At 61.4% G+C, this 18,545-nt stretch carries 17 protein-coding genes; 9 read left to right on the top strand and 8 right to left on the bottom strand.

What is annotated here, in order from left to right:
• Positions 1-15: 15 nt before the first annotated feature.
• Positions 16-708 (bottom strand): SIMPL domain-containing protein, encoded by a 693-nt coding sequence (locus H7847_RS21985; protein ID WP_227271640.1) that lies wholly within the window; start codon positions 706-708, stop codon positions 16-18.
• A 157-nt stretch (positions 709-865) separates the two neighbouring features.
• Here H7847_RS21985 and H7847_RS21980 point away from each other — a divergent pair, with 157 nt between their 5' ends.
• On the top strand, positions 866-3,100 hold the full coding sequence (locus tag H7847_RS21980; RefSeq protein ID WP_227271639.1) for a hypothetical protein: 2,235 nt from the start codon (positions 866-868) through the stop codon (positions 3,098-3,100).
• Between the two features lie 7 nt (positions 3,101-3,107).
• On the opposite strand, the gene hppD is transcribed toward H7847_RS21980, so the two are convergent.
• Positions 3,108-4,202, bottom strand: coding sequence for a 4-hydroxyphenylpyruvate dioxygenase (gene hppD, locus H7847_RS21975; protein WP_227271638.1), 1,095 nt, complete (start codon positions 4,200-4,202; stop codon positions 3,108-3,110).
• 156 nt (positions 4,203-4,358) lie between these two features.
• On the opposite strand from hppD, the gene H7847_RS21970 reads away from it, so the two are divergent.
• Together H7847_RS21970 and H7847_RS21965 are read left to right on the top strand one after the other, a co-directional pair.
• Positions 4,359-4,814, top strand: a complete 456-nt coding sequence (locus tag H7847_RS21970) for an Lrp/AsnC family transcriptional regulator (RefSeq protein WP_227271637.1) — start codon at positions 4,359-4,361, stop codon at positions 4,812-4,814.
• A gap of 22 nt (positions 4,815-4,836) precedes the next feature.
• Positions 4,837-6,726: a monovalent cation:proton antiporter-2 (CPA2) family protein gene (locus tag H7847_RS21965; protein ID WP_227271636.1), complete on the top strand. Its 1,890-nt coding sequence runs from the start codon at positions 4,837-4,839 to the stop codon at positions 6,724-6,726.
• Between the two features lie 24 nt (positions 6,727-6,750).
• On the opposite strand, the gene cobT is transcribed toward H7847_RS21965, so the two are convergent.
• Positions 6,751-7,764, bottom strand: coding sequence for a nicotinate-nucleotide--dimethylbenzimidazole phosphoribosyltransferase (cobT, locus tag H7847_RS21960; RefSeq protein ID WP_227271635.1), 1,014 nt, complete (start codon positions 7,762-7,764; stop codon positions 6,751-6,753).
• An 81-nt stretch (positions 7,765-7,845) separates the two neighbouring features.
• Here cobT and cobS point away from each other — a divergent pair, with 81 nt between their 5' ends.
• Entirely contained in the window at positions 7,846-8,610 is a 765-nt protein-coding gene (gene cobS / locus H7847_RS21955; protein WP_227271634.1) for an adenosylcobinamide-GDP ribazoletransferase, read from the top strand.
• 50 nt (positions 8,611-8,660) lie between these two features.
• Here the strand turns inward: cobS and H7847_RS21950 are convergent, their stop codons facing one another.
• The 5 genes from H7847_RS21950 to H7847_RS21930 form a co-directional block, all read right to left on the bottom strand.
• Positions 8,661-9,173 (bottom strand): CarD family transcriptional regulator, encoded by a 513-nt coding sequence (locus H7847_RS21950; protein ID WP_159980242.1) that lies wholly within the window; start codon positions 9,171-9,173, stop codon positions 8,661-8,663.
• Between the two features lie 287 nt (positions 9,174-9,460).
• A complete protein-coding gene (gene fdxA, locus H7847_RS21945) occupies positions 9,461-9,799 on the bottom strand; it encodes a ferredoxin FdxA (RefSeq protein ID WP_227271633.1) in 339 nt (112 codons plus the stop codon).
• 52 nt (positions 9,800-9,851) lie between these two features.
• Positions 9,852-10,229, bottom strand: coding sequence for an RNA-binding S4 domain-containing protein (locus H7847_RS21940; RefSeq protein ID WP_227271632.1), 378 nt, complete (start codon positions 10,227-10,229; stop codon positions 9,852-9,854).
• On the bottom strand, positions 10,230-13,088 hold the full coding sequence (locus H7847_RS21935; RefSeq protein ID WP_227271631.1) for a helicase-related protein: 2,859 nt from the start codon (positions 13,086-13,088) through the stop codon (positions 10,230-10,232). It lies immediately after the preceding gene.
• Positions 13,089-13,112: 24 nt separating this feature from the next.
• The gene (locus H7847_RS21930) at positions 13,113-13,694 is read right to left on the bottom strand and encodes a tetratricopeptide repeat protein (RefSeq protein ID WP_227271630.1); all 582 of its coding nucleotides are present in this window, start codon (positions 13,692-13,694) and stop codon (positions 13,113-13,115) included.
• Positions 13,695-13,743: 49 nt separating this feature from the next.
• Between H7847_RS21930 and H7847_RS21925 the strand changes: the two genes are divergently transcribed.
• Genes H7847_RS21925 through H7847_RS21905 form a run of 5 tightly spaced genes read left to right on the top strand, consistent with a single transcriptional unit; the run spans position 13,744 to position 18,503 of the window.
• On the top strand, positions 13,744-14,034 hold the full coding sequence (locus H7847_RS21925; RefSeq protein ID WP_227271629.1) for an SCP2 sterol-binding domain-containing protein: 291 nt from the start codon (positions 13,744-13,746) through the stop codon (positions 14,032-14,034).
• On the top strand, positions 14,034-14,981 hold the full coding sequence (locus H7847_RS21920) for an alpha/beta fold hydrolase (RefSeq protein WP_227271628.1): 948 nt from the start codon (positions 14,034-14,036) through the stop codon (positions 14,979-14,981). Before H7847_RS21925 ends, H7847_RS21920 begins: the two co-directional genes overlap by 1 nt.
• Before the next feature lie 39 nt (positions 14,982-15,020).
• Positions 15,021-16,031, top strand: a complete 1,011-nt coding sequence (locus H7847_RS21915) for a ligase-associated DNA damage response exonuclease (protein WP_227271627.1) — start codon at positions 15,021-15,023, stop codon at positions 16,029-16,031.
• Positions 16,028-17,626: an ATP-dependent DNA ligase gene (locus H7847_RS21910; RefSeq protein ID WP_227271626.1), complete on the top strand. Its 1,599-nt coding sequence runs from the start codon at positions 16,028-16,030 to the stop codon at positions 17,624-17,626. The genes H7847_RS21915 and H7847_RS21910 overlap by 4 nt, the downstream gene beginning before the upstream one ends.
• A complete protein-coding gene (locus tag H7847_RS21905) occupies positions 17,619-18,503 on the top strand; it encodes an amidohydrolase family protein (RefSeq protein ID WP_227271625.1) in 885 nt (294 codons plus the stop codon). The genes H7847_RS21910 and H7847_RS21905 overlap by 8 nt, the downstream gene beginning before the upstream one ends.
• Positions 18,504-18,545: the final 42 nt, after the last annotated feature.

Here is an 18,545-nt window from a genome sequence, read left to right as displayed (position 1 = left end):
TCTCGGCAGCGCAGCCTAGTCCAGGATTTCGAAAACCATCGACACCTGCGCTGACAGGCTGACCTCACCGGCGGCAACGGGGACATCGGCAGACATCCGGGCCGAAGCCATCTCCATCATGACCGGGCGCGGCACTCCGCCGCTCTCGGAGATCGACTGCACCGGTCCCAGCGTGACGCCAGCCGCCTCTGCAAGTTGCTGCGCCTTGGCCATCGCTTCCTCGACAGCCGCTGCCCGGGCCTGCGCCATTGCCGGTTCCGGATCCTGCATCGAGAATTCCAACCCATTGAATGTATTGGCACCGTCCTGCACGATGGTGTCAAGGATGCTCCCAAGACCGTCCAGATCGCGCACCCGCACCATCAGAGAGTTTCGCGCCACAAACCCGGTAATCTGCGGCGGCGCTTCAGAGGTCGCGGTCTGACGGGACCAGACCGGTTGCAGGGACAGCCCCTGAGTTTGCATATCACGCGGGGCAATGCCTGCCGCCTCCAACTCCGCGATCACCTCGCGCACCGCATCGGAGGTGCGCGTCAACGCCTCGCCCGCCTGCCGAGCCTGATGGGTCACCCCGAGGTTGATGGTTGCCATATCCGGCACGGCCTCGACCGTCCCGTGTCCGCTTGTCGTGATAACCCGTTCTGCCTCGGCCCAGGCCGCAGAGGCCACACAGAGCAGAGCCAGAGCAGCCCCTAATATGTTGTTCATTACCATTCTCCAAAAACACATGCTTTTCATGGTCAGCGGCTGAAATGAACACAAGACGCCGCTGTCCTTTTCCTTCCCCTCGGCAAAGACCTGCCTTATCGTGCGCCGAAGGCCGTATGGTTTGTTTACATTAACCAAATGCAGGTAAAAAGAAGTCATGAAGCCTAATTTCGCGCTGTCCCTCTCTCATGACGGCATTCTTTTGCTGCACCGTGCGGCCAAGGGATGGCGACGCTTGGGCTATGCTGACCCGTCATCGGACACGTTGGCAGAGGAACTGGCGGTTTTGCGCCGAACAGCAACAGCGCTTGATCCGGGTGGGGTGCGCTGCAAAATCATCATACCAAATGAGCAGATCCGCTATCTGACCCTCAATGATCCTGGCAGCGATGAAACGGCCAGGCGCGCAGCCGCCGCTGACGCCCTGGAACGCGAAACACCTTACAGCCGGGACGATCTCGCCTTTGACATTTACGTGAAAGGTACACGGCTCCATGTCGCGGCCGTCGCGCGGGAAACGCTGGCGGAGGCGGAAGCCTTTGCAGAAGACCATCGTTTTCACCCGGTGAGTTGCGTGGCGATCCCGTCAGATTCCGCCTTCGCGGTCGAGCCTTTCTTTGGAGAAACCAAAGCGGCCAAAGAGCTTCTGGGTCCCAACGTTCACGTGGTGCGGGACAAAGGCCCGCTTGTGATCTTGTCCGATGTGCCCGACGCAGCACCTGAGCCTCCAGAAAAAGGCACACCCATTATCGCGCCGGACCCGGTCGATGACGTGGGTCCAAGCTTTGTCAGCCGCCGCACGGTTCCGACCTTCCGGTCAGACCCGCCGGACCCCGCCGTGCTGAAGGGTTTTGCAGACACCCCGCGCGATGAAAGGCTTGGGTTCGCTGAGCCACCGGCCGGATTTGAACACCGGCGCAGCACGACGTCCCGCCCTCAAAACCCGCGCAAAAGCACGCCTAAAGCCGACAAAAATGCCACCCGCCACTCTGGTCGCAAGGATGAGGCCGACCGCATGACTGTTTTTGGCCAGCGGTCCGGGGCAGAAAATCCATCTCGGCTTGGGTCGCTGGCGGTGATGGTCGCTATCTGTGTGGTCTTCTTTGCCGGGGTGACGGCCTTTGCCAGTGGCGCCCTGGGGCCGGGCATCGCCGGACTTTTTGACCGGTTCACCTCCGCGCAGCCGGAGACCCAATTCTCTGCCCCCTTGCAGGAACAGTCACAAGAACCACCAACGGCGGAGGGTGACCCGGATATTGATATCGCCACTGTCGATCGCACCTTGAGCGATGAAGATGCAGCCGTTCTGGACGCACTGCGCGCCCCGACCGAGGTCAACCCGGAGGCGCAGGACACCCCTGAAGTGCCATCCGCACCCACGCCGGAGGATGTCCGCGCCTCTTACGCGGTGACAGGCATCTGGCCTTTGGCACCTGATGTGCCCAACCCGCCGCCCCTGATCGATCTGGAGGACCTCTATGTCACCAGTATCGATCCGATCAATCCGAATTTTGATGCGGTCGCCCTGCCCGCCCCGGACACACAAGCCAGTGACCTGGCTTTCGTTGCCCCCGCGCCTCCTGCCCCGGCCGGTACGGATTTTGAACTGGATGACCGCGGGCTGGTTGTTGCGACCCCGCAAGGCAGTCTGAACCCTGATGGGGTGATGGTCTTTGAAGGCCCGCCACCGGTGCGCCAGCCTGATAACCTCTTGCGCGCAGATGAACCGGGCGAAAACCTTGCGCAGCGGCTCGCCCTGGCAAGCTACAGACCTCAAGCACGTCCTGGTGATCTGATCGAAACGACCGAGCGCGCGACCCTCAGCGGCCTGACCCGGTCAGAACTGGGAGAGCTGCGGCCACAGCTCAGACCGCAGTCAGCGCAGGAAAACGCGCTCGCCGCCGCCAGCCTTGTGCAGTTGGATGACAGCAATGCCAGCCGGGCTCTTTTGTCGCGACAAAACGACGATTCATTCGATGGGGCGACCGCACGCGCCGTGGTCGCATCCTTGCGGCCCGATGCACGCCCCAACAACTTCAGCGACATCGTCGCAGAGGTACAGCGCAATAACGCGGCAGCGGCAAGCGCCGCACCGGTCGTGGCGACCGCAAGCGTGGCACCGCGTGTGGTTGCCCCAAAAATCCCCTCCAGCGCTTCGGCAACGCGCGAGGCCACGGTCAAGAATGCAATCAATCTGCGCCGGGTCAATCTGATTGGCGTTTATGGCACGCCCTCAAGCAGGCGCGCGCTGGTACGGATGGGCAATGGCAGCTACCGCAAGGTTGAAGTGGGCGACCGCATTGATGGCGGGCGTGTCTCGGCCATTGGTGATTCCGAGCTGCGCTATCAGAAAAGCGGTCGTGCGATCGTGCTCAAGATGCCCCGAGGCTGATCGCAAGCTATTCGGCTGCGATCTCTCCATTGGCAATCTGCTCTTGCTCGATACTTTCAAAAAGTGCTTTGAAATTCCCCTCGCCAAAGCCATCATCGCCTTTGCGCTGAATGAACTCAAAAAAGATCGGCCCGATCACGGTCTTTGAGAAGATCTGGAGCAGAATTTTTGTCTCGCCGCCATCAACGACACCTTCGCCATCAATCAAGATGCCATGTCGCTTCATTCGGTCCAGAGGCTCTTGATGACCCGGGACACGATTCTGGCTGAGCGCGTAGTAGCTTTCCGGCGGACCCGGCATGAATTTCAAGCCCCGGGCGGCGATGTCGTCAGTGCTGTCGTAGATATCGTTTGATCCAACCGCGATATGCTGAATGCCCTCGCCGTTGTATCTCTTGAGATAGGATACAATCTGGCCTGTCTCGCCCCGGTCTTCGTTGATCGGGATGCGAATGCGCCCACAGGGCGAGGTCAGCGCCCGGCTAAAGAGGCCGGTGTATTTGCCTTCGATATCAAAAAACCGGATTTCGCGGAAATTGAACAAATCGCTGTAGAAGGCGAACCATTTGTCCATGTTCCCCTTGTGCACATTGTGCGTCAGGTGATCGAGGTAGTAGAACCCGACACCCGCAGGCTTGGATGGCGCGATCCAGCTGTATTCCTCGTTATAAGGGCTGGTCTCATAATACTGATCCACGAAGTAAAGCAGCGATCCACCGATCCCCACAATCGCAGGCACATCGAGGGCCTTGCCGGTTCCCAGATAAGGCTCCGCCCCTTTGGAGACGGCGTGTTCAAATGCACGCTTTGCATCTGCGACGCGCCACCCCATTGAAGGCGCGCAGGGGCCATGTTTGTCCGTGAACGCTGCGGCATAGCTTTCAGGGTCGGCGTTCAGGATGTAGGTAATGTCGCCCTGTTGCCAAAGCTCGATCCGCTTGGTTTTGTGGGTTGCAACATGGGCGTATCCCATCTGCGCAAAAACGGCGCGCAGTTTCTCGGGCTCGGGATGCGCAAATTCGACAAATTCGAATCCATCGGTCCCCGCCGGATTTTCCGAGGTGATCGCTGATTTCGGAGCGTTATGCGGGAAAGGACCCATTGGCATTCCTCCTGACAGAACATAAGCGCCACGGCGCTGCTTCAGGAAGCACATACAAGAAAAAACGCGCCGAAGGTGCGCGAATTAAAGACGAACGCTGGAAAAATTTGCGGAAATCTCGCACCATAGAGACTAAATCGGACAAGGTTACGCATCTTGCTGGATCAAATTGATACTAAGCTGCTTGCAGCCCTTCAAAAGAACGCACAGCTGACCGCACAGCAACTGGGCGAATTGCTGCATATGTCCCCCAGCCAAGCTGGCAGGCGCCGACAGCGGCTGGAGGCGGAGGGTCATATAAAATGCTATGTTGCCAGGCTGGATGCGCATAAACTGGGCCTGCGCATTCAGGGGTTCGTTCAGGTGCACCTTGCAACGCATGGGGCCGAACACTCGCAAGGCTTTGCACAGCTTGTGGACATCACGCCCGAGATCACGGATGCGTGGACAATGACCGGTGATGCGGATTATCTGTTGCGGGTGTATTGCGCTGACCTGCCCGACCTCAACCGCCTGATCCAGGACGTGCTGCTGAAGCATCCGGCAGTGGCGCGGGTCCACAGTCAGATCGTGATGGACCAGCTCAAGACAGACGGCCCCCTGCCAACGTGACCGGGATGGAGTAAAACACCCTATGGAAGGCTTCCTGTATCAGGCATCCATCTACCTGGCCGCTGCGGTCATCGCTGTGCCCATTGCCGCGCGTCTGGGGCTGGGCTCGGTTCTGGGCTATCTCGCGGCGGGGATCATCATCGGCCCGGTTCTGGGGTTCGTAGGGTCCGAGACCCAGGACCTGCAGCACTTTGCCGAGTTTGGTGTCGTCATGATGCTGTTTCTGATCGGGCTGGAGCTTGAGCCCCGCGCCTTGTGGGATATGCGGCACCGGCTGTTGGGGCTCGGCGGGTTGCAGATCGCCCTCAGCACGCTGGCCCTGATGGCCATTGCGATGGCCTACGACCAGCCCTGGGGGATCGCGCTTGCCATTGGGCTGACGCTGTCGCTGAGCTCGACTGCGATCGTGCTGCAAACCCTGTCTGAGAAAGGTCTGATGCAGACCAACGGGGGGCGAAACATCTTTTCGGTGCTGCTGACGCAGGACATCGCCGTCATCCCGATCCTAGCCTTCTTACCGCTGCTTGTGGTGACCCTTCCGGCGCGGATCACTGAAAACGGCGCCATCGAACGGACCTCTGCCGAGGGGGATCACGGACATGGTCAGCATTCGCTCTCTCTGGTCGAAGGGCTGCCCGCCTGGGGGGTAACACTGGTCACCATCGGCGCGGTGGCCGCGGTGATCATCGCAGGTGTGTTTTTCACCAGACCGGTCTTTCGCTACATCCACGCCGCCCACCTGCGCGAGATGTATACCGCACTTGCGCTGCTGATCGTGGTCGGCATTTCCTTTCTGATGATGCTTGTAGGGCTTTCGCCCGCGCTTGGGGCCTTTCTGGCGGGCGTGGTTCTGGCGAACTCGGAATTCCGGCACGAGTTGGAAACCGACCTGGAACCTTTCAAAGGGTTGTTGCTGGGGTTGTTTTTCATCACTGTCGGGGCAGGTATCAACTTTGCGCTGCTCTTTGAAAACCTGTTCGGTATCGTCGCGATGGCGCTTTTGGTGATCATCGTCAAAGGTTTGATCCTGTTCCTGCTGGGCCGGATGTTCCGGCTCAAGGGGCGCGATCTGTGGCTCTTTTCCCTGGGGCTGGCACAGGCGGGTGAATTCGGTTTTGTTCTGGCCTCCTTTTCGGTGCAGCAAAACGTGATCCCGGTAGATGTTGCTCAAACGCTGTTGCTGGTGATTGCACTGTCGATGCTGATCACCCCGCTGCTGTTCATCATCTACGATGTGGTCTCGCGCCGGACGGAGGAGAACGTGGACGAAATCCCCGACGATGAGATCGACGAAGTCGGCCCGGTGATTATTGCCGGCATCGGTCGTTTCGGGCAGATCGTGAACCGTCTCGTGCAGGCCAGCGGTTTCAAAACCGTGGTGCTGGACCATGATATGGAGACCATCGCGGTCATGCGGCGCTTTGGCTACAAGGGCTTTCTGGGGGACCCCACACGCCCCGATATCCTGCGCGCCGCCGGGATCGAGAAAGCGCAGGTGCTGGTGGTCGCGCTGGACGATCCCGAAGCGGCGATCAAGCTGGTCAAATACGCCCGCAGCCTGCGATCCGATCTGCATATCATCGCCCGCGCCCGTGACCGGACATTTGTCTATCGTCTGTTTCAGGCCGGGGCCAATGACATCGTGCGCGAAATGTTTGACAGTTCGCTGCGGGCAGGCCGTTATGTGCTCGAAAATATTGGCCTGAGCGAGTATGAGGCGGCCGAAGCGGAACGGGTCTTTTACCAACACGACCGTGAGACGGTGCGCCAACTGGCGGAGCTTTGGGATCCGAGCAAACCCGTGAGCGAGAACCCCGAATATGTGGCACGGGCAAAGGAGCTGCAAAAGGAGCTGGAAACAGCCATCCTCAGCCGCCCCTCTGATGGCAAGGACGCGCCACGCAAGATCTGATCTGTGCGGGTCCGACAGCAGAGGTCAGCTGTCGGACACCCCGGCTTCGGCAAAGGTTGCCATACCGCTCAGGCAGGCCACGGCAGCTTTGAGAACCCCGAGAGACAGCACCGCGCCGGAGGCCTCACCAAGCCGCAGGCCCAGCGACAACAGGGGCGTCTTGCCCAATGCGTCGAGCAATCTGGCATGAGCGCCTTCTGCGCTCAGATGACCTGCGACACAATGATCCAGAGCACCCGGAGAGGTCCGCGCAAGGCAACCGGCCGCAGCACAGCAGATGAACCCGTCGAGCATCACAGGGATGCGCAGGCTGCGCGCCCGTACAATTGCCCCCACCATGGCGGCCAGTTCGCGGCCCCCAAGGCAACGCATCATCTCCAGACCGTCGCCCTGCTCGGCATGACGCTCCAGCCCCTCGCGCACAACCCGCGCCTTGTTCTGCAGGCCAGCATCATCCACACCGGTGCCCCGGCCCACCCAGTCTTCGGCAGCGCCCCCGAAACAGGCCGCCGCCAGGGCCGCCGCAGAGGTGGTGTTGCCGATCCCCATCTCTCCGACGACGACGACATCTGCGGCGTCATCAACTGCATTCCATCCGATCCGCAACGCCTCGACCAGCTCGTCTTCGGACATCGCCGGCGTTTTGGTGAAGTCAGCCGTTGGCCGGTCGAGCGAAATGGCATGCACATCCAGCTGTGCCCCGAAGGTTCTGGAAAGCTGATTGATGGCGGCCCCCCCATGCTCGAAGTTCAGCACCATCTGCGCCGTAACTTCCGGCGGGAAGGCGGAAACCCCCTGCGCTGCGACACCGTGATTGCCCGCAAAGACAATCACCTGTGGTGCCTCAACGGTGGGTTTTTCAACACCGCGCCAGCCTGCGTACCAGATCGCCAGCGGTTCCAACTCTCCCAATGCGCCGGGTGGTTTGGTCAACTGGCCGTTCCGGGCCGTAGCACCCGCAACCGCCTCCGCCACAGGACCAACCGGGGTTCTGAGTATTGAACGAAACCCGTCCAGAGTGGAAAAAGCCGCCGTCATCGGAGAACCTCATTGCATGATCTTAGCCTCCTCTTTACCCAAAGCCGAAGCACCAGCAAGACGCGAAAAGGCAACAGGCGCATGAAAACCGACACTTGGCCCCGATTTGTGACGGATATTGTCATCGCATGCCTTCTGCTCACCCGGCTGCCGATGCCCCACCTGCCAAACAGCGCGTTTGATGTCTCCGCGCGCGCGGTTTGGGCCTATCCGATTGCCGGTGCCCTGGTGGGGAGCATTGCCTGCCTGGCCGGGGGTCTCGCGCTCATGGCAGGGCTGCAAAGCACGGTGGCTGCGGTCTTGGTTGTCGGTCTGCTGGTCCTGTCCACCGGTGCCATGCACGAGGACGGGCTTGCAGATACGGCAGATGGCTTCTGGGGCGGCTTTACGGTGCAAAGACGTCTGGAGATCATGAAAGACAGCCAGATCGGCACCTATGGCACCCTCGCCCTGATCCTGGCGCTCGGGCTGCGGTGGAGCTGTTATGCGGCCCTGATCCCCTCGGGGCTTGGGCCGGTCATCGCGGCGGCGGCGCTGTCGCGTGCCATCATGCCGGTGCTGATGCTGGGGTTACCCAACGCCCGGCAAAGCGGTGTCTCACATGGTGTCGGGCAACCTTCCCTGCCTGCGGTGCTCGGCGGTCTTGGTCTCGCCGTGAGCGGATCTTTGATCCTGGCCGGTCCACCTGCGCTGGCCGCTTCGGTGATTGCCGGAGCGACCGGCCTCGGCATGGGGGCACTTGCAAGGCACAAGATCGGCGGCCAGACCGGCGATGTGCTGGGAGCCACGCAGCAACTGACCGAAATCAGCGTGCTTTGCGTCTTTCTGATCGCAACCGCACAGTAAGAACCGCGCCGGTGAAAGGCGCGGTTCTTACGTTCGGCTTCGACAAAGCCTCAGGCTGCGACGCGGCTTTCAAGGACATCGCCAACCTGTTTGGCGGCAGCCAATTCATCGCCCCCGCCCACGGCGGCCACTTCGCGGGTCAGCCGCTCAAGCGCCGCCTCGTAAAGCTGACGTTCGGAATAGCTCTGCTCGCGCTGATCGTCTGTGCGGTGCAGGTCGCGAACCACCTCGGCGATGGCGATGAGATCACCGGAGTTGATCTTTTGCTCGTATTCCTGCGCCCGGCGCGACCACATGGCCCGTTTGACCTTGGCCTTGCCTTTCAGCGTTTTCATCGCGTGCGAGATAACATCCGGGCTGCTGAGCGCCCGCATCCCGATTTCCGTCGCCTTATGCGTCGGCACCCGCAAGGTCATCTTGTCCTTCTCGAAGGAGATCACGAAAAGCTCCAGCGAGATGCCGGCCACTTCCTGTTCTTCGATCGACAGGATCTGCCCGACGCCGTGCGCGGGATAGACCACAAATTCATTGGGGCGGAAATCAAGTTTCTTCGATTTGGTCATTCAGTCTTCCTCGGCTGGCAAAAGTATTCCAAAGTGTTTCACAGTCAAAAAAACACCGAAGCGTGGCGAGAAGACCGCGCAACCAGTGCATTATTGCCGAATTGTCAGAGCTGATGCCCGTCATGAGCACAGCGGAGAGCTTTTTTTTCGATCATTTACCGAAGTAGCGTATCACAAAAATGCATCTTATAAAAGATGCCGTGGCGAAAGCTGCGACTCCGCCTTTGAAATCCGACATTTAAGCAGGGTTTTGAGGGATGACCGCGCCGAATTGCAGCGCGGCGACCTCAACCGCCCTCGCCCGGCGATTCAGAGAAGTACTTTTCCAGTTTGCCTTTTTCCCCATCGCGTTCGTCTGCGTTGGGAAGCGGGTCTTTTTTGGTGATGATAACCGGCCAAAGCTCCGAATACTTGCGGTTGAACTCGACCCATTTCTCCATGTCCGGCTCGGTGTCTGGCCGGATCGCATCGGCCGGGCATTCCGGTTCGCAGACCCCACAATCGATGCATTCGTCGGGATGAATGACCAGCATGTTTTCACCTTCGTAAAAACAGTCGACCGGGCAAACTTCCACACAATCTGTAAACTTGCATTCGATGCAGGCGTCGTTGACGATATAGGTCATGGGACCCTCTTTTCGGAAAATCTCTAAGGGGTAGCTAATTCAGCCGCTTCGATCAATCAAGAGAGCGGGCCCGAGAAAGATCAAGGGTACGGCGATCTCGTTTGGTTGGACGACCTTTTCCCTCGTAAGCCGGGTTTTCCGGAGCAGGTTTCCGGCTTTTGGGCTCAGGCGGGGCAAGATCCGTGTAGAGGCTCTGCGCCTCGGTCGCCGGGCCACGCCGAACGCCCAACCGGTCCACCCGAATGACACGCACCGCATCGCCCTGAGCAAAGGTCAGAACATCCCCGGAAGTGACCAGGGTGCTGCGTTTCTGGGTCGGCGTCCCGTTCACGCGAACGCCGGATGTTGCCACGACAGCTGCGGCCAGTGACCGGGTTTTGAAGAACCGCCCGTGCCAAAGCCATTTGTCCAGACGCAGCTTATCGGCCATTTACTTGTTGTCCTTCAGCCCCATCAGCGCTGCGGCAAACGGGTTGTCAGGGTCGATCTTTTTCTCGGGCCTTGGCGGTTTGGCGGAGAATTTCTGCGTGCCCTTGCCCTTGTCGCCGCGGGGACCGCCCCATTTGCCCTTGGGGCCGGCTTTGCCCTTGCCCGAGGCGTGTTCCTTACCGCGCCGATTCTGAGCGCCGCCCGACCGGGCGGAGCGCCCCCAGGTAAAGGTATAAAAGACCTCTGTTTCTGGCTCTGCGGAGGTCTCAGGCTCTGGTATCTTCGGGGTTTCCGCTTCGGGCTCGGACGGGACATCCGTCGCCGCAGGTGGTGAGGCAACCGCTTCGGCGGGCGCAGCGGATTGATCTTCGACCGGGGCGGACGCGTCATCCGGTGTTTCCACGGCTTTATCAGACGGCGCGGGCGTGGCAGCCTCCTTTGCCGGTGTGCCCCCCGGGACGGCCGTGGCGGGATCGACCGCCTTGACCTTGGGCCGCTCGGCCTTTTGCGCGTTATAGCCCAGCCCCTGCATCAGATCCGCGAATTGGTCGAGCGTCATGCCGGTGATCGACAGCATGTCCGCCTTGGCTTCGAACCCTGCGCGCGAGTTTTCTGCTCGCAACATGTCGGCCAGTCGTTCAAGCATATCGATGCGGATCGCGCGTTCGCCGGAGATACGGTAGCCCGACATCGTATCTGCCCCCGCAGGGGCGTCCGGGTCCCGCGGGATCGTGACCAAACCGGGCGGGGGTGCTTCGGGGAAACGATCAAGCCCCTGCGACAGCGACCACAAAACCAACCGCAAACGCGTTGGCGCCGGTTTCAGCAACAGCGGCAGAAAGATCGTAAACTGACCAAATCTGATCCCATGTTTGCGCAACGCGCCCCGCGCGTCCTGATCGAGCGCTTTGACATCCTCGGCCACCGCCGCACGGGGCAGCACACCCAGGGCTTCGACCATCTGGAACGCAAATCCCCGCGCCAGCCCCGTCAGCGCATCGTCACGGCTGAGGTTCAGCAAGGGCTCGAACAAGGCCGCGATCTTGCGATCGATGAAATGCTGTAGGCGGCGCTGGACCTTCTGCGCCACCTCGGGGCCGGCCACATCATCGACAAAGACTTCGACCTGCGGCTTGAGCGCATCCGCCCCGGCCACAAGCTTGCCCACCGCATCCTTGCCCCAGATGAGCCCGCCCTGTTCGGTGAAATCGATCTCGGTGTCCGGGGCATTGTAAAACCGATCCGCCCGCAGGTGGAACTGCGGGGCAAGCGCCTGCAACGCGGCTGTCTTTATGGTTTTCGCTTCCGCGCCGCCGGCGCCCTTGTCCTGGCTAAAGCGGAACCCTTCCAGCTTGCCTACATATTCGCCTTCGACGGTCACTTCGCCGGTATTGGATACTTCTGCCACCATGGCTTCCTTCTGGCCGAGCCGGCGCAAGAGCACGGATGTGCGCCGGTCTACAAATCTTTGGGTCAGACGCTCGTGCAGCGCATCCGACAACCTGTCTTCTACAGAACGCGCCTCGTCACGCCAATGGCTTTCGTCACCTGTCCAGCCCTTGCGCTGCGCGACATAGGTCCATGTGCGGATAAACGCCAGCCTTTTGGACAGCGCATCGATATCCCCATCGGTGCGGTCGATCCGGTTGATCTGGCGCGCCATCCAGTCGTCCGGAATCTTGCCCAGCTGATGAAGATGGTTGAAAATCTCTTCCAAGAGATTTGCATGTTCGGCATGGCTGATGCCGCGAAAATCAGGGATCCGGCACACATCCCACAACAACCGGACGGACGGCCCGTCGGTGCATCTGGCGGCCACCTCCGTAACATCGCCCAGCGCCTTCAGCGCACTCAGATCGTCTGCCTGCCGCGCGCGGATCAGCATCTCGTTATCGGGCGCTGCCTCAAGGGTCGAAATCAACCGGTCGATGGAACCATATTGCAAGGCATTATTACGCCAGTTCAGCTTTTTCAGCGGCGTAAAGCGGTGCTCCGTGATGGCTTGTGCCACCCCCTCCTCAAGGGGCGAAGCTTCGCCCGTCACGCCGAAGGTTCCGTTTTTCATGCCCCGACCGGCGCGCCCGGCGATCTGGGCCAGTTCATTGGGGGCCAGCGGTCGCATCCTGCGTCCGTCAAATTTACTCAGCGCTGAAAACGCCACGTGATCCACATCGAGGTTGAGCCCCATCCCGATGGCATCCGTGGCCACCAGATAGTCGACCTCGCCGTTCTGGTACATATCGACCTGTGCATTGCGCGTGCGCGGGCTGAGCGCCCCCATCACGACCGCCGCCCCGCCCTTTTGCCGGCGAATGAGCTCGGCAATCGCATAAACGTTCTCAACCGAAAACCCGACAACGGCGCTGCGCGGCTTCATCCTGCTGATCTTTTTGGGACCGATATAGGTTAACGTGGACATCCGGTCACGCTGAACAAATTGCGCCTCGGGCACCAGTGCGCGAATGGACCCGCGCATGGTATCCGCCCCCAGAAACAACGTCTCGTGCAGCCCGCGGGCGCGCAGCAACCTGTCAGTAAAAACATGGCCGCGTTCAGGATCGGCGCAGAGCTGAATTTCGTCCACCGCCAGAAAATCACACCCCATCCCCTCGGGCATCGCCTCGACCGTGCAGACCCAGTATTGCGTGCGCGGGGGCACGATCCGCTCCTCTCCGGTCACCAGCGCCACGACGGAAGGGCCGCGTGCCGCGACGATCCGGTCATAGACCTCGCGCGCAAGCAGCCGCAGCGGCAGACCGATCACGCCGGTGCGATGCCCCAGCATCCGTTCGATTGCATAGGTGGTTTTACCCGTATTGGTCGGGCCCAAAACGGCCACGACCCTCTTTTCACCTGTCACGGAGTGTTCCTTGCTAACGCCAGGTCAGAGCGTCTGACCGATCCCTTCGCCCACCAGTTGTTCCTTGGCCGCCTTGGCGGCTTCGTGATTGGGGTTCAACGCAAGGGCACGATCAAACGCCTCGGCGGCAAGGGGCAGATCGCCGAATTCACGCAGCATCACCCCGAGCCCAAAAATCGCGTTGTAGTTGTTGGGGTTCAGCGCCAGCGCGCGTTCGAGGTCATCGAGGGCCGGGCCATAGAGACCCGCCCGAAAAAACGCCGTTGCCCGCGCATGCCAGCCTTCTGCAAACTCTGGCGCGTGATCCGTCAGGGCCGAAAGATGTTCGATGGCACGGGTGTTGTCTTCTTCCTCCAGCGCCTCGCGGCCCCGCTTGAGCAGCAAATCCATCGCGGCGGAGCCTGACCTGTCCCAGATCAGGCTCAGCTCGCGCTCAAGCCGTTTCGCCTCAACCTCCGGAGCCAACCGCAACTGCTCCAGCAACTCCTCTTCAGAGGTCTGCGCCTGCAACGGTCCCCCAAAAAACGACACAATCAAAAGTGCCGTAACGATCAGTTTGAGAATCTGTGCTTTGATGGTCATAACGTGGTTGAATGTAACAGTCATGTCGGGCAATTCCAGAGCCTGCGTGCAGATCAACCTAAAAGGGTCCGAAATGAGCGAAATTGTGAACGGCGCAGTCGTGGCATTGAACGAAAAACTGGCAGGCGCGGATTTTGGCGGATCGGCCAAATTCGACATCACCGGTGAAGGAACGGTTGTACTTGATGCCGATGGCGCCCGCGCAAGCGACGAGACCACGGATGTCACGCTGACCGCAGATGCGGAAACCTTTCAGGCCATCCTCGCAGGCGAAACCGACCCCACCGCAGCCTTCATGTCCGGCAAGCTGGCAGTAGATGGGGATATGGCGATGGCAATGCAACTCGCCGCCGCCCTGTCCTGATGCCCCTCGGCCCCGCCCCGTATTTTCACGAGATCGCCTACGGTCCGGATGACGGGGCGGCGCATTGGACCACAACCTCAGATGGTATCCGCCTGCGGGTGGGTCACTGGCCGCTTGCTGACGCGAAAGGCACCGTGCTGATCTTTCCGGGTCGCACGGAATTCGTTGAAAAATATGGCCAGATCGCGACAGGCCTGGCGGCACGGGGACTGGCCAGCGCCGCAATCGACTGGCGCGGTCAGGGGCTCGCGCAACGGCTGCTCGACAATCCGCTTGTCGGGCATGTGGAGCATTTTTCGGACTACCAGAAGGACGTGGCCGCGATGATGCGCACAGCGCGCGATCTGGAACTGCCGCGGCCCTACTTCCTGCTGGCCCATTCGATGGGCGGGGCGATCGGGCTGCGCGCTGTGATGGAAGGGCTTGCGGTACGGGCCGTGGTCTTCAGCGGGCCGATGTGGGGGATCAGGCTCGCCCCGCATGTCAAGCCCGCGGCCTGGTTTTTAAGCCATGCTATGCCCCGCGTTGGCCGTGGCCACAGCCTGCCGCCCGGCACACGGCTGGAACATCACGTGCTGACCGACGGGTTTGAGGACAACCTGCTGACCCGCGACCCGCGCCAATTCGAAATCATGCAGGAACAGCTCATCGCGCATCCGGAGCTTTCACTTGGCGGGCCCAGCTTCATTTGGCTGCGCGAGGCACTTTTGGAAACACGGCATCTGATGGGGCGTCCCTCGCCCAACCTGCCGTGCATCACCTTCCTTGGCAGCAATGAACGGATCGTTGATCTGCCGGCAATCCACACCCGCATGAGTGCGTGGAACGGCGGTCATCTTGAGATTGTCCCCGAGGGCGAGCATGAAGTGCTGATGGAAGGCGATGCGGTGACTGCACCGCTCTTTGCGCAGATGGCGCAGCTCTTTCTGCGAGACAGCCGCAGCTAGGCTCTGGGCAATCCCGGCACGCTCGCTAAGTTAGACCGCATGGCGCACACACCGGTTCTGAGCTTCACAGATCATGGCATCTATTGCGCGGCGGGCGATTTCTACATCGATCCGTGGCGACCGGTGGCGCGCGCGCTCATCACCCATGGCCACGCCGATCATGCGCGCTGGGGTCATGGCAGCTATCTGGCGACCCATCAGGCGTTGCCCGTGATACAGCACCGGTTGGGCGAGATCGCCTGCCAGGGCATCTCTTACGGTGAGGTGCTGCGCATCGGCACGGCGGAAGTGTCCTTTCACCCCGCAGGTCATGTGCCCGGCTCGGCGCAGATCAAGGTGGTGGTGGAGGGAGAGATCTGGGTCGCCTCCGGTGACTACAAGATCGAGGACGACGGGTTGTCGGACCCGTTCGAACCTCAAAAGTGTCACCACTTCATCACCGAATCCACCTTTGGCCTGCCAGTGTTCCGCTGGCGACCGCAGGACGCGGTGGCCGATGACCTCAACAACTGGTGGCGCAAATGCGCGGGCGAGGGCAAGACCGCCTTTCTGGGCGCCTATTCTCTTGGCAAGGCACAACGGCTGCTGCGGATGCTCGATCCCGGCATCGGGCCAATCCTGACCCATGGCGCGGTGGAGGCCACAAATGCCGTCCTACGCGGACAAGGCATCGACCTGCCGACAACGGTTCAGCTCACCAAGGACACCGACCCCAAGGCCAACAAAGGGGCGCTGGTTCTGGCCCCGCCCTCGGCTCTCGGCAGCGCTTGGGCCAAACGTTTTGGCCCTGGCGAAAGCGCCTTTGCCAGCGGCTGGATGCAATTGCGCGGGGTACGCAGGCGGCGCGCCGGCGACCGGGGTTTCGTGATCTCAGACCACGCCGACTGGCCGGGCCTGTTGTCGGCCATTCGCGAAACCGGTGCGGAGAACATCTATGTCACGCACGGCTACACCGATGTCTTCAGCCGCTACCTGACCGAAAACGGCTGGCGGGCGGAGGTGGTCCCGACCGAGTTTGGCGGTGAAGACGCGGAAGGCGAGGCGTCATGAAGGACTTCGCAGCGCTCTTTAACGCCATCGACCAGAACACCAAGACAACCGTGAAAACCAACGCGCTGACCGCTTATTTCCAGACGGCCCCAAAGCGGGACCGGCTTTGGACGATCGCGCTTTTCTCCGGTCGCAGACCCAAACGCGCCGTGACCACGACCCGGCTGCGGGAATGGGCCGCCGAGATGGCCGACATCCCGCTATGGCTTTTCGAGGAAAGCTACCCCATCGTCGGGGACCTTGCGGAAACCATCGCGCTTGTCCTGCCCGAGGCGCAGACCACCAGCGACATTGAACTGACGCAATGGATCAACGACCTGCGCGGCCTGGCGCAGGTCGAGGAGCCCGCGCGAAAGGCCTTTGTCCGCAACGCGTGGCAGGTGTTGGGCGGCACGGAACGCTTTGTCTTCAACAAGCTCATCACCGGCGGCTTTCGCATGGGGGTCAGCCAAAAGCTTATGACCCGCGCGCTGGCCAAAGCGACCGACAAACCCGAAGCTGAACTGGCGCACCGGCTGATGGGCAACTGGCATCCTGACCAGACCTCCTGGGATGCTCTCATCAACGCCGAAGACCCGATGGCCGATGCGTCGCGCCCCTACCCCTTTTATCTGTGCCACAGTCTGGAGGGGGAGCCCGCGCGCCTCGGTGCGACCCCTGAGTGGGCCGCAGAATGGAAATGGGACGGCATTCGCGGGCAGCTCATCCTGCGCGACGGGCAGTATTTTGTCTGGTCGCGGGGCGAAGAACTGATGACCGACCGGTTTCCCGAACTGGCGCGGGCGGTTGATTTCCTGCCCCCCGGCACCGTTCTCGACGGCGAGTTGCTGGTCTGGCAGGCGGGGGCTGAAACCCCGTCCAGTTTCAACGCATTGCAAAAACGGATCGGGCGCAAGACCGTCCCCAAAAAGCTGCTGGCAGAGGCCCCGGTCGTCCTGCAGGCCTATGACCTTCTGGAGTGGGAAGGCCAGGATATCCGCACTCACCCTTTTGCAGCGCGCCGCACCCTGCTGGAGCAGGCCTGCGGGCTGCTGCCCGACGACGCGCCTGTTAAACTTGCGCCGGCTTTGCCATTTGACACCTGGGACGCGCTTGCAGCGCACCGCTCCGCCGCGCGGGCCGCCCAGGCCGAGGGCGTGATGGTAAAGCGCACTGACAGCCCCTATCTGGTCGGGCGCAAAAAGGGCGACTGGTGGAAATGGAAGCTCGACCCGCTGACCATCGACGCGGTGATGATCTATGCCCAGGCCGGGCACGGGCGACGGGCCAATCTTTTTACCGATTTCACCTTTGCGGTCTGGAACGGCAATGATCTGGTGCCCTTCACCAAGGCCTATTCCGGGCTGACGGATGCGGAATTCCGCGAGATCACAGCCTGGGTACGCAAGAATACGTTGCAGCGTTTTGGCCCGGTGCGTCAGGTCACCCCGCACCACGTCTTTGAAATCGCTTTCGAAGGCATTCAGGCGAGCCCGCGCCACAAATCGGGTGTTGCCCTGCGGTTCCCGCGCATGTCGCGCTGGCGTCAGGACAAACCGCTGCAAGAAGCCAACACGCTCGACGATCTCAATGAAATGCTCAGGATTTATGGATAGTACCGCCAAACCCGATGCCCAGATGCCCCCCGCCGCCGCCACACCGCGACAACGCGCGCCGGACAGGGCCTGCGACACCCATGTGCATCTGCTGGCGGGCGCGGGTGAGTTTCCGCTCTGGGACGGGCGGGTGGAGAACCCGGCCCCCGGGCCTGATCTGGCGGGCTGGCTGGCGAAGTATCGCGCGCATCTGGAGGGGCTCGGGTGTACGCGCGGGGTCATCGTGCATTCGATCCTCTATGGCAGCGGCAATGCCGTCACGGTTGAGGCCGTGCGCCGCATGGGGACTGGCTTTCGCGGGGTCGGCTTGCTGCCCGATGGGGCCACCGGGGCCGATCTTGACCAATTCGCCGCCTGGAACATGGCGGCGGTGCGGCTCAACTACGTGCACGGCGGTGTGTTAAGCTGGGAAGGGGCCAAGACGATGGCCCCTGCCCTCGCCGCGCGGGGCCTGCATATCCAGATGCTGGCCCACGCGGACCGGCACCTCGCAGATCTTTATGACGACGTGCACAGCCTGCCCGTGGATGTGGTCTTTGACCATATCGGCTGGCCGGCGGAGGATCTGTCGCCCGAGAGCGCGGGGTTTCAGGCGCTCTGCGCCCTGCTTGCAGAGGGCAAGGCCTGGGTCAAGCTCTCGGCCCTCTACCGCATGTGCGATGCCCCCTACAGGCAGACGGATGCACTGGTGGCAAAGCTGGTTGAGGCAAACCCGGAACGATGCCTTTGGGGGTCCGACTGGCCGCACCTGATGCTGGCGGGCGCGCAGATGCCCGTGGCAGCAAGGCTGCTGGATGCCTTCGACCGCGTGGTCAGCGACGCTCCCACCCGCCAGCGCATTCTGGTGGACAATCCTGCCCGGCTCTTTGGCTTTTGAGCGGTTTCGCCGCTTGTACCCTGCACGCCAGCGTCCTAGGTA

The sequence above is a fragment of the Roseobacter weihaiensis genome (assembly GCF_020622345.1).
Lineage (GTDB): Bacteria > Pseudomonadota > Alphaproteobacteria > Rhodobacterales > Rhodobacteraceae > Roseobacter > Roseobacter weihaiensis.
Note: the sequence above shows the minus strand (reverse complement) of the source record. Positions and strands in the feature narration are given on the sequence as shown.

Bases quoted from the DNA above. Each gene is read 5' to 3' on its own strand.
- H7847_RS21985 (WP_227271640.1), bottom strand. From the start codon at position 708: ATGAACAACATATTAGGGGCTGCTCTGGCTCTGCTCTGTGTGGCCTCT.
- H7847_RS21980 (WP_227271639.1), top strand. From the start codon at position 866: ATGAAGCCTAATTTCGCGCTGTCCCTCTCTCATGACGGCATTCTTTTG.
- hppD (WP_227271638.1), bottom strand. From the start codon at position 4,202: ATGGGTCCTTTCCCGCATAACGCTCCGAAATCAGCGATCACCTCGGAA.
- H7847_RS21965 (WP_227271636.1), top strand. From the start codon at position 4,837: ATGGAAGGCTTCCTGTATCAGGCATCCATCTACCTGGCCGCTGCGGTC.
- cobT (WP_227271635.1), bottom strand. From the start codon at position 7,764: ATGACGGCGGCTTTTTCCACTCTGGACGGGTTTCGTTCAATACTCAGA.
- cobS (WP_227271634.1), top strand. From the start codon at position 7,846: ATGAAAACCGACACTTGGCCCCGATTTGTGACGGATATTGTCATCGCA.
- H7847_RS21950 (WP_159980242.1), bottom strand. From the start codon at position 9,173: ATGACCAAATCGAAGAAACTTGATTTCCGCCCCAATGAATTTGTGGTC.
- fdxA (WP_227271633.1), bottom strand. From the start codon at position 9,799: ATGACCTATATCGTCAACGACGCCTGCATCGAATGCAAGTTTACAGAT.
- H7847_RS21940 (WP_227271632.1), bottom strand. From the start codon at position 10,229: ATGGCCGATAAGCTGCGTCTGGACAAATGGCTTTGGCACGGGCGGTTC.
- H7847_RS21930 (WP_227271630.1), bottom strand. From the start codon at position 13,694: ATGACTGTTACATTCAACCACGTTATGACCATCAAAGCACAGATTCTC.
- H7847_RS21925 (WP_227271629.1), top strand. From the start codon at position 13,744: ATGAGCGAAATTGTGAACGGCGCAGTCGTGGCATTGAACGAAAAACTG.
- H7847_RS21920 (WP_227271628.1), top strand. From the start codon at position 14,034: ATGCCCCTCGGCCCCGCCCCGTATTTTCACGAGATCGCCTACGGTCCG.
- H7847_RS21915 (WP_227271627.1), top strand. From the start codon at position 15,021: ATGGCGCACACACCGGTTCTGAGCTTCACAGATCATGGCATCTATTGC.
- H7847_RS21910 (WP_227271626.1), top strand. From the start codon at position 16,028: ATGAAGGACTTCGCAGCGCTCTTTAACGCCATCGACCAGAACACCAAG.
- H7847_RS21905 (WP_227271625.1), top strand. From the start codon at position 17,619: ATGGATAGTACCGCCAAACCCGATGCCCAGATGCCCCCCGCCGCCGCC.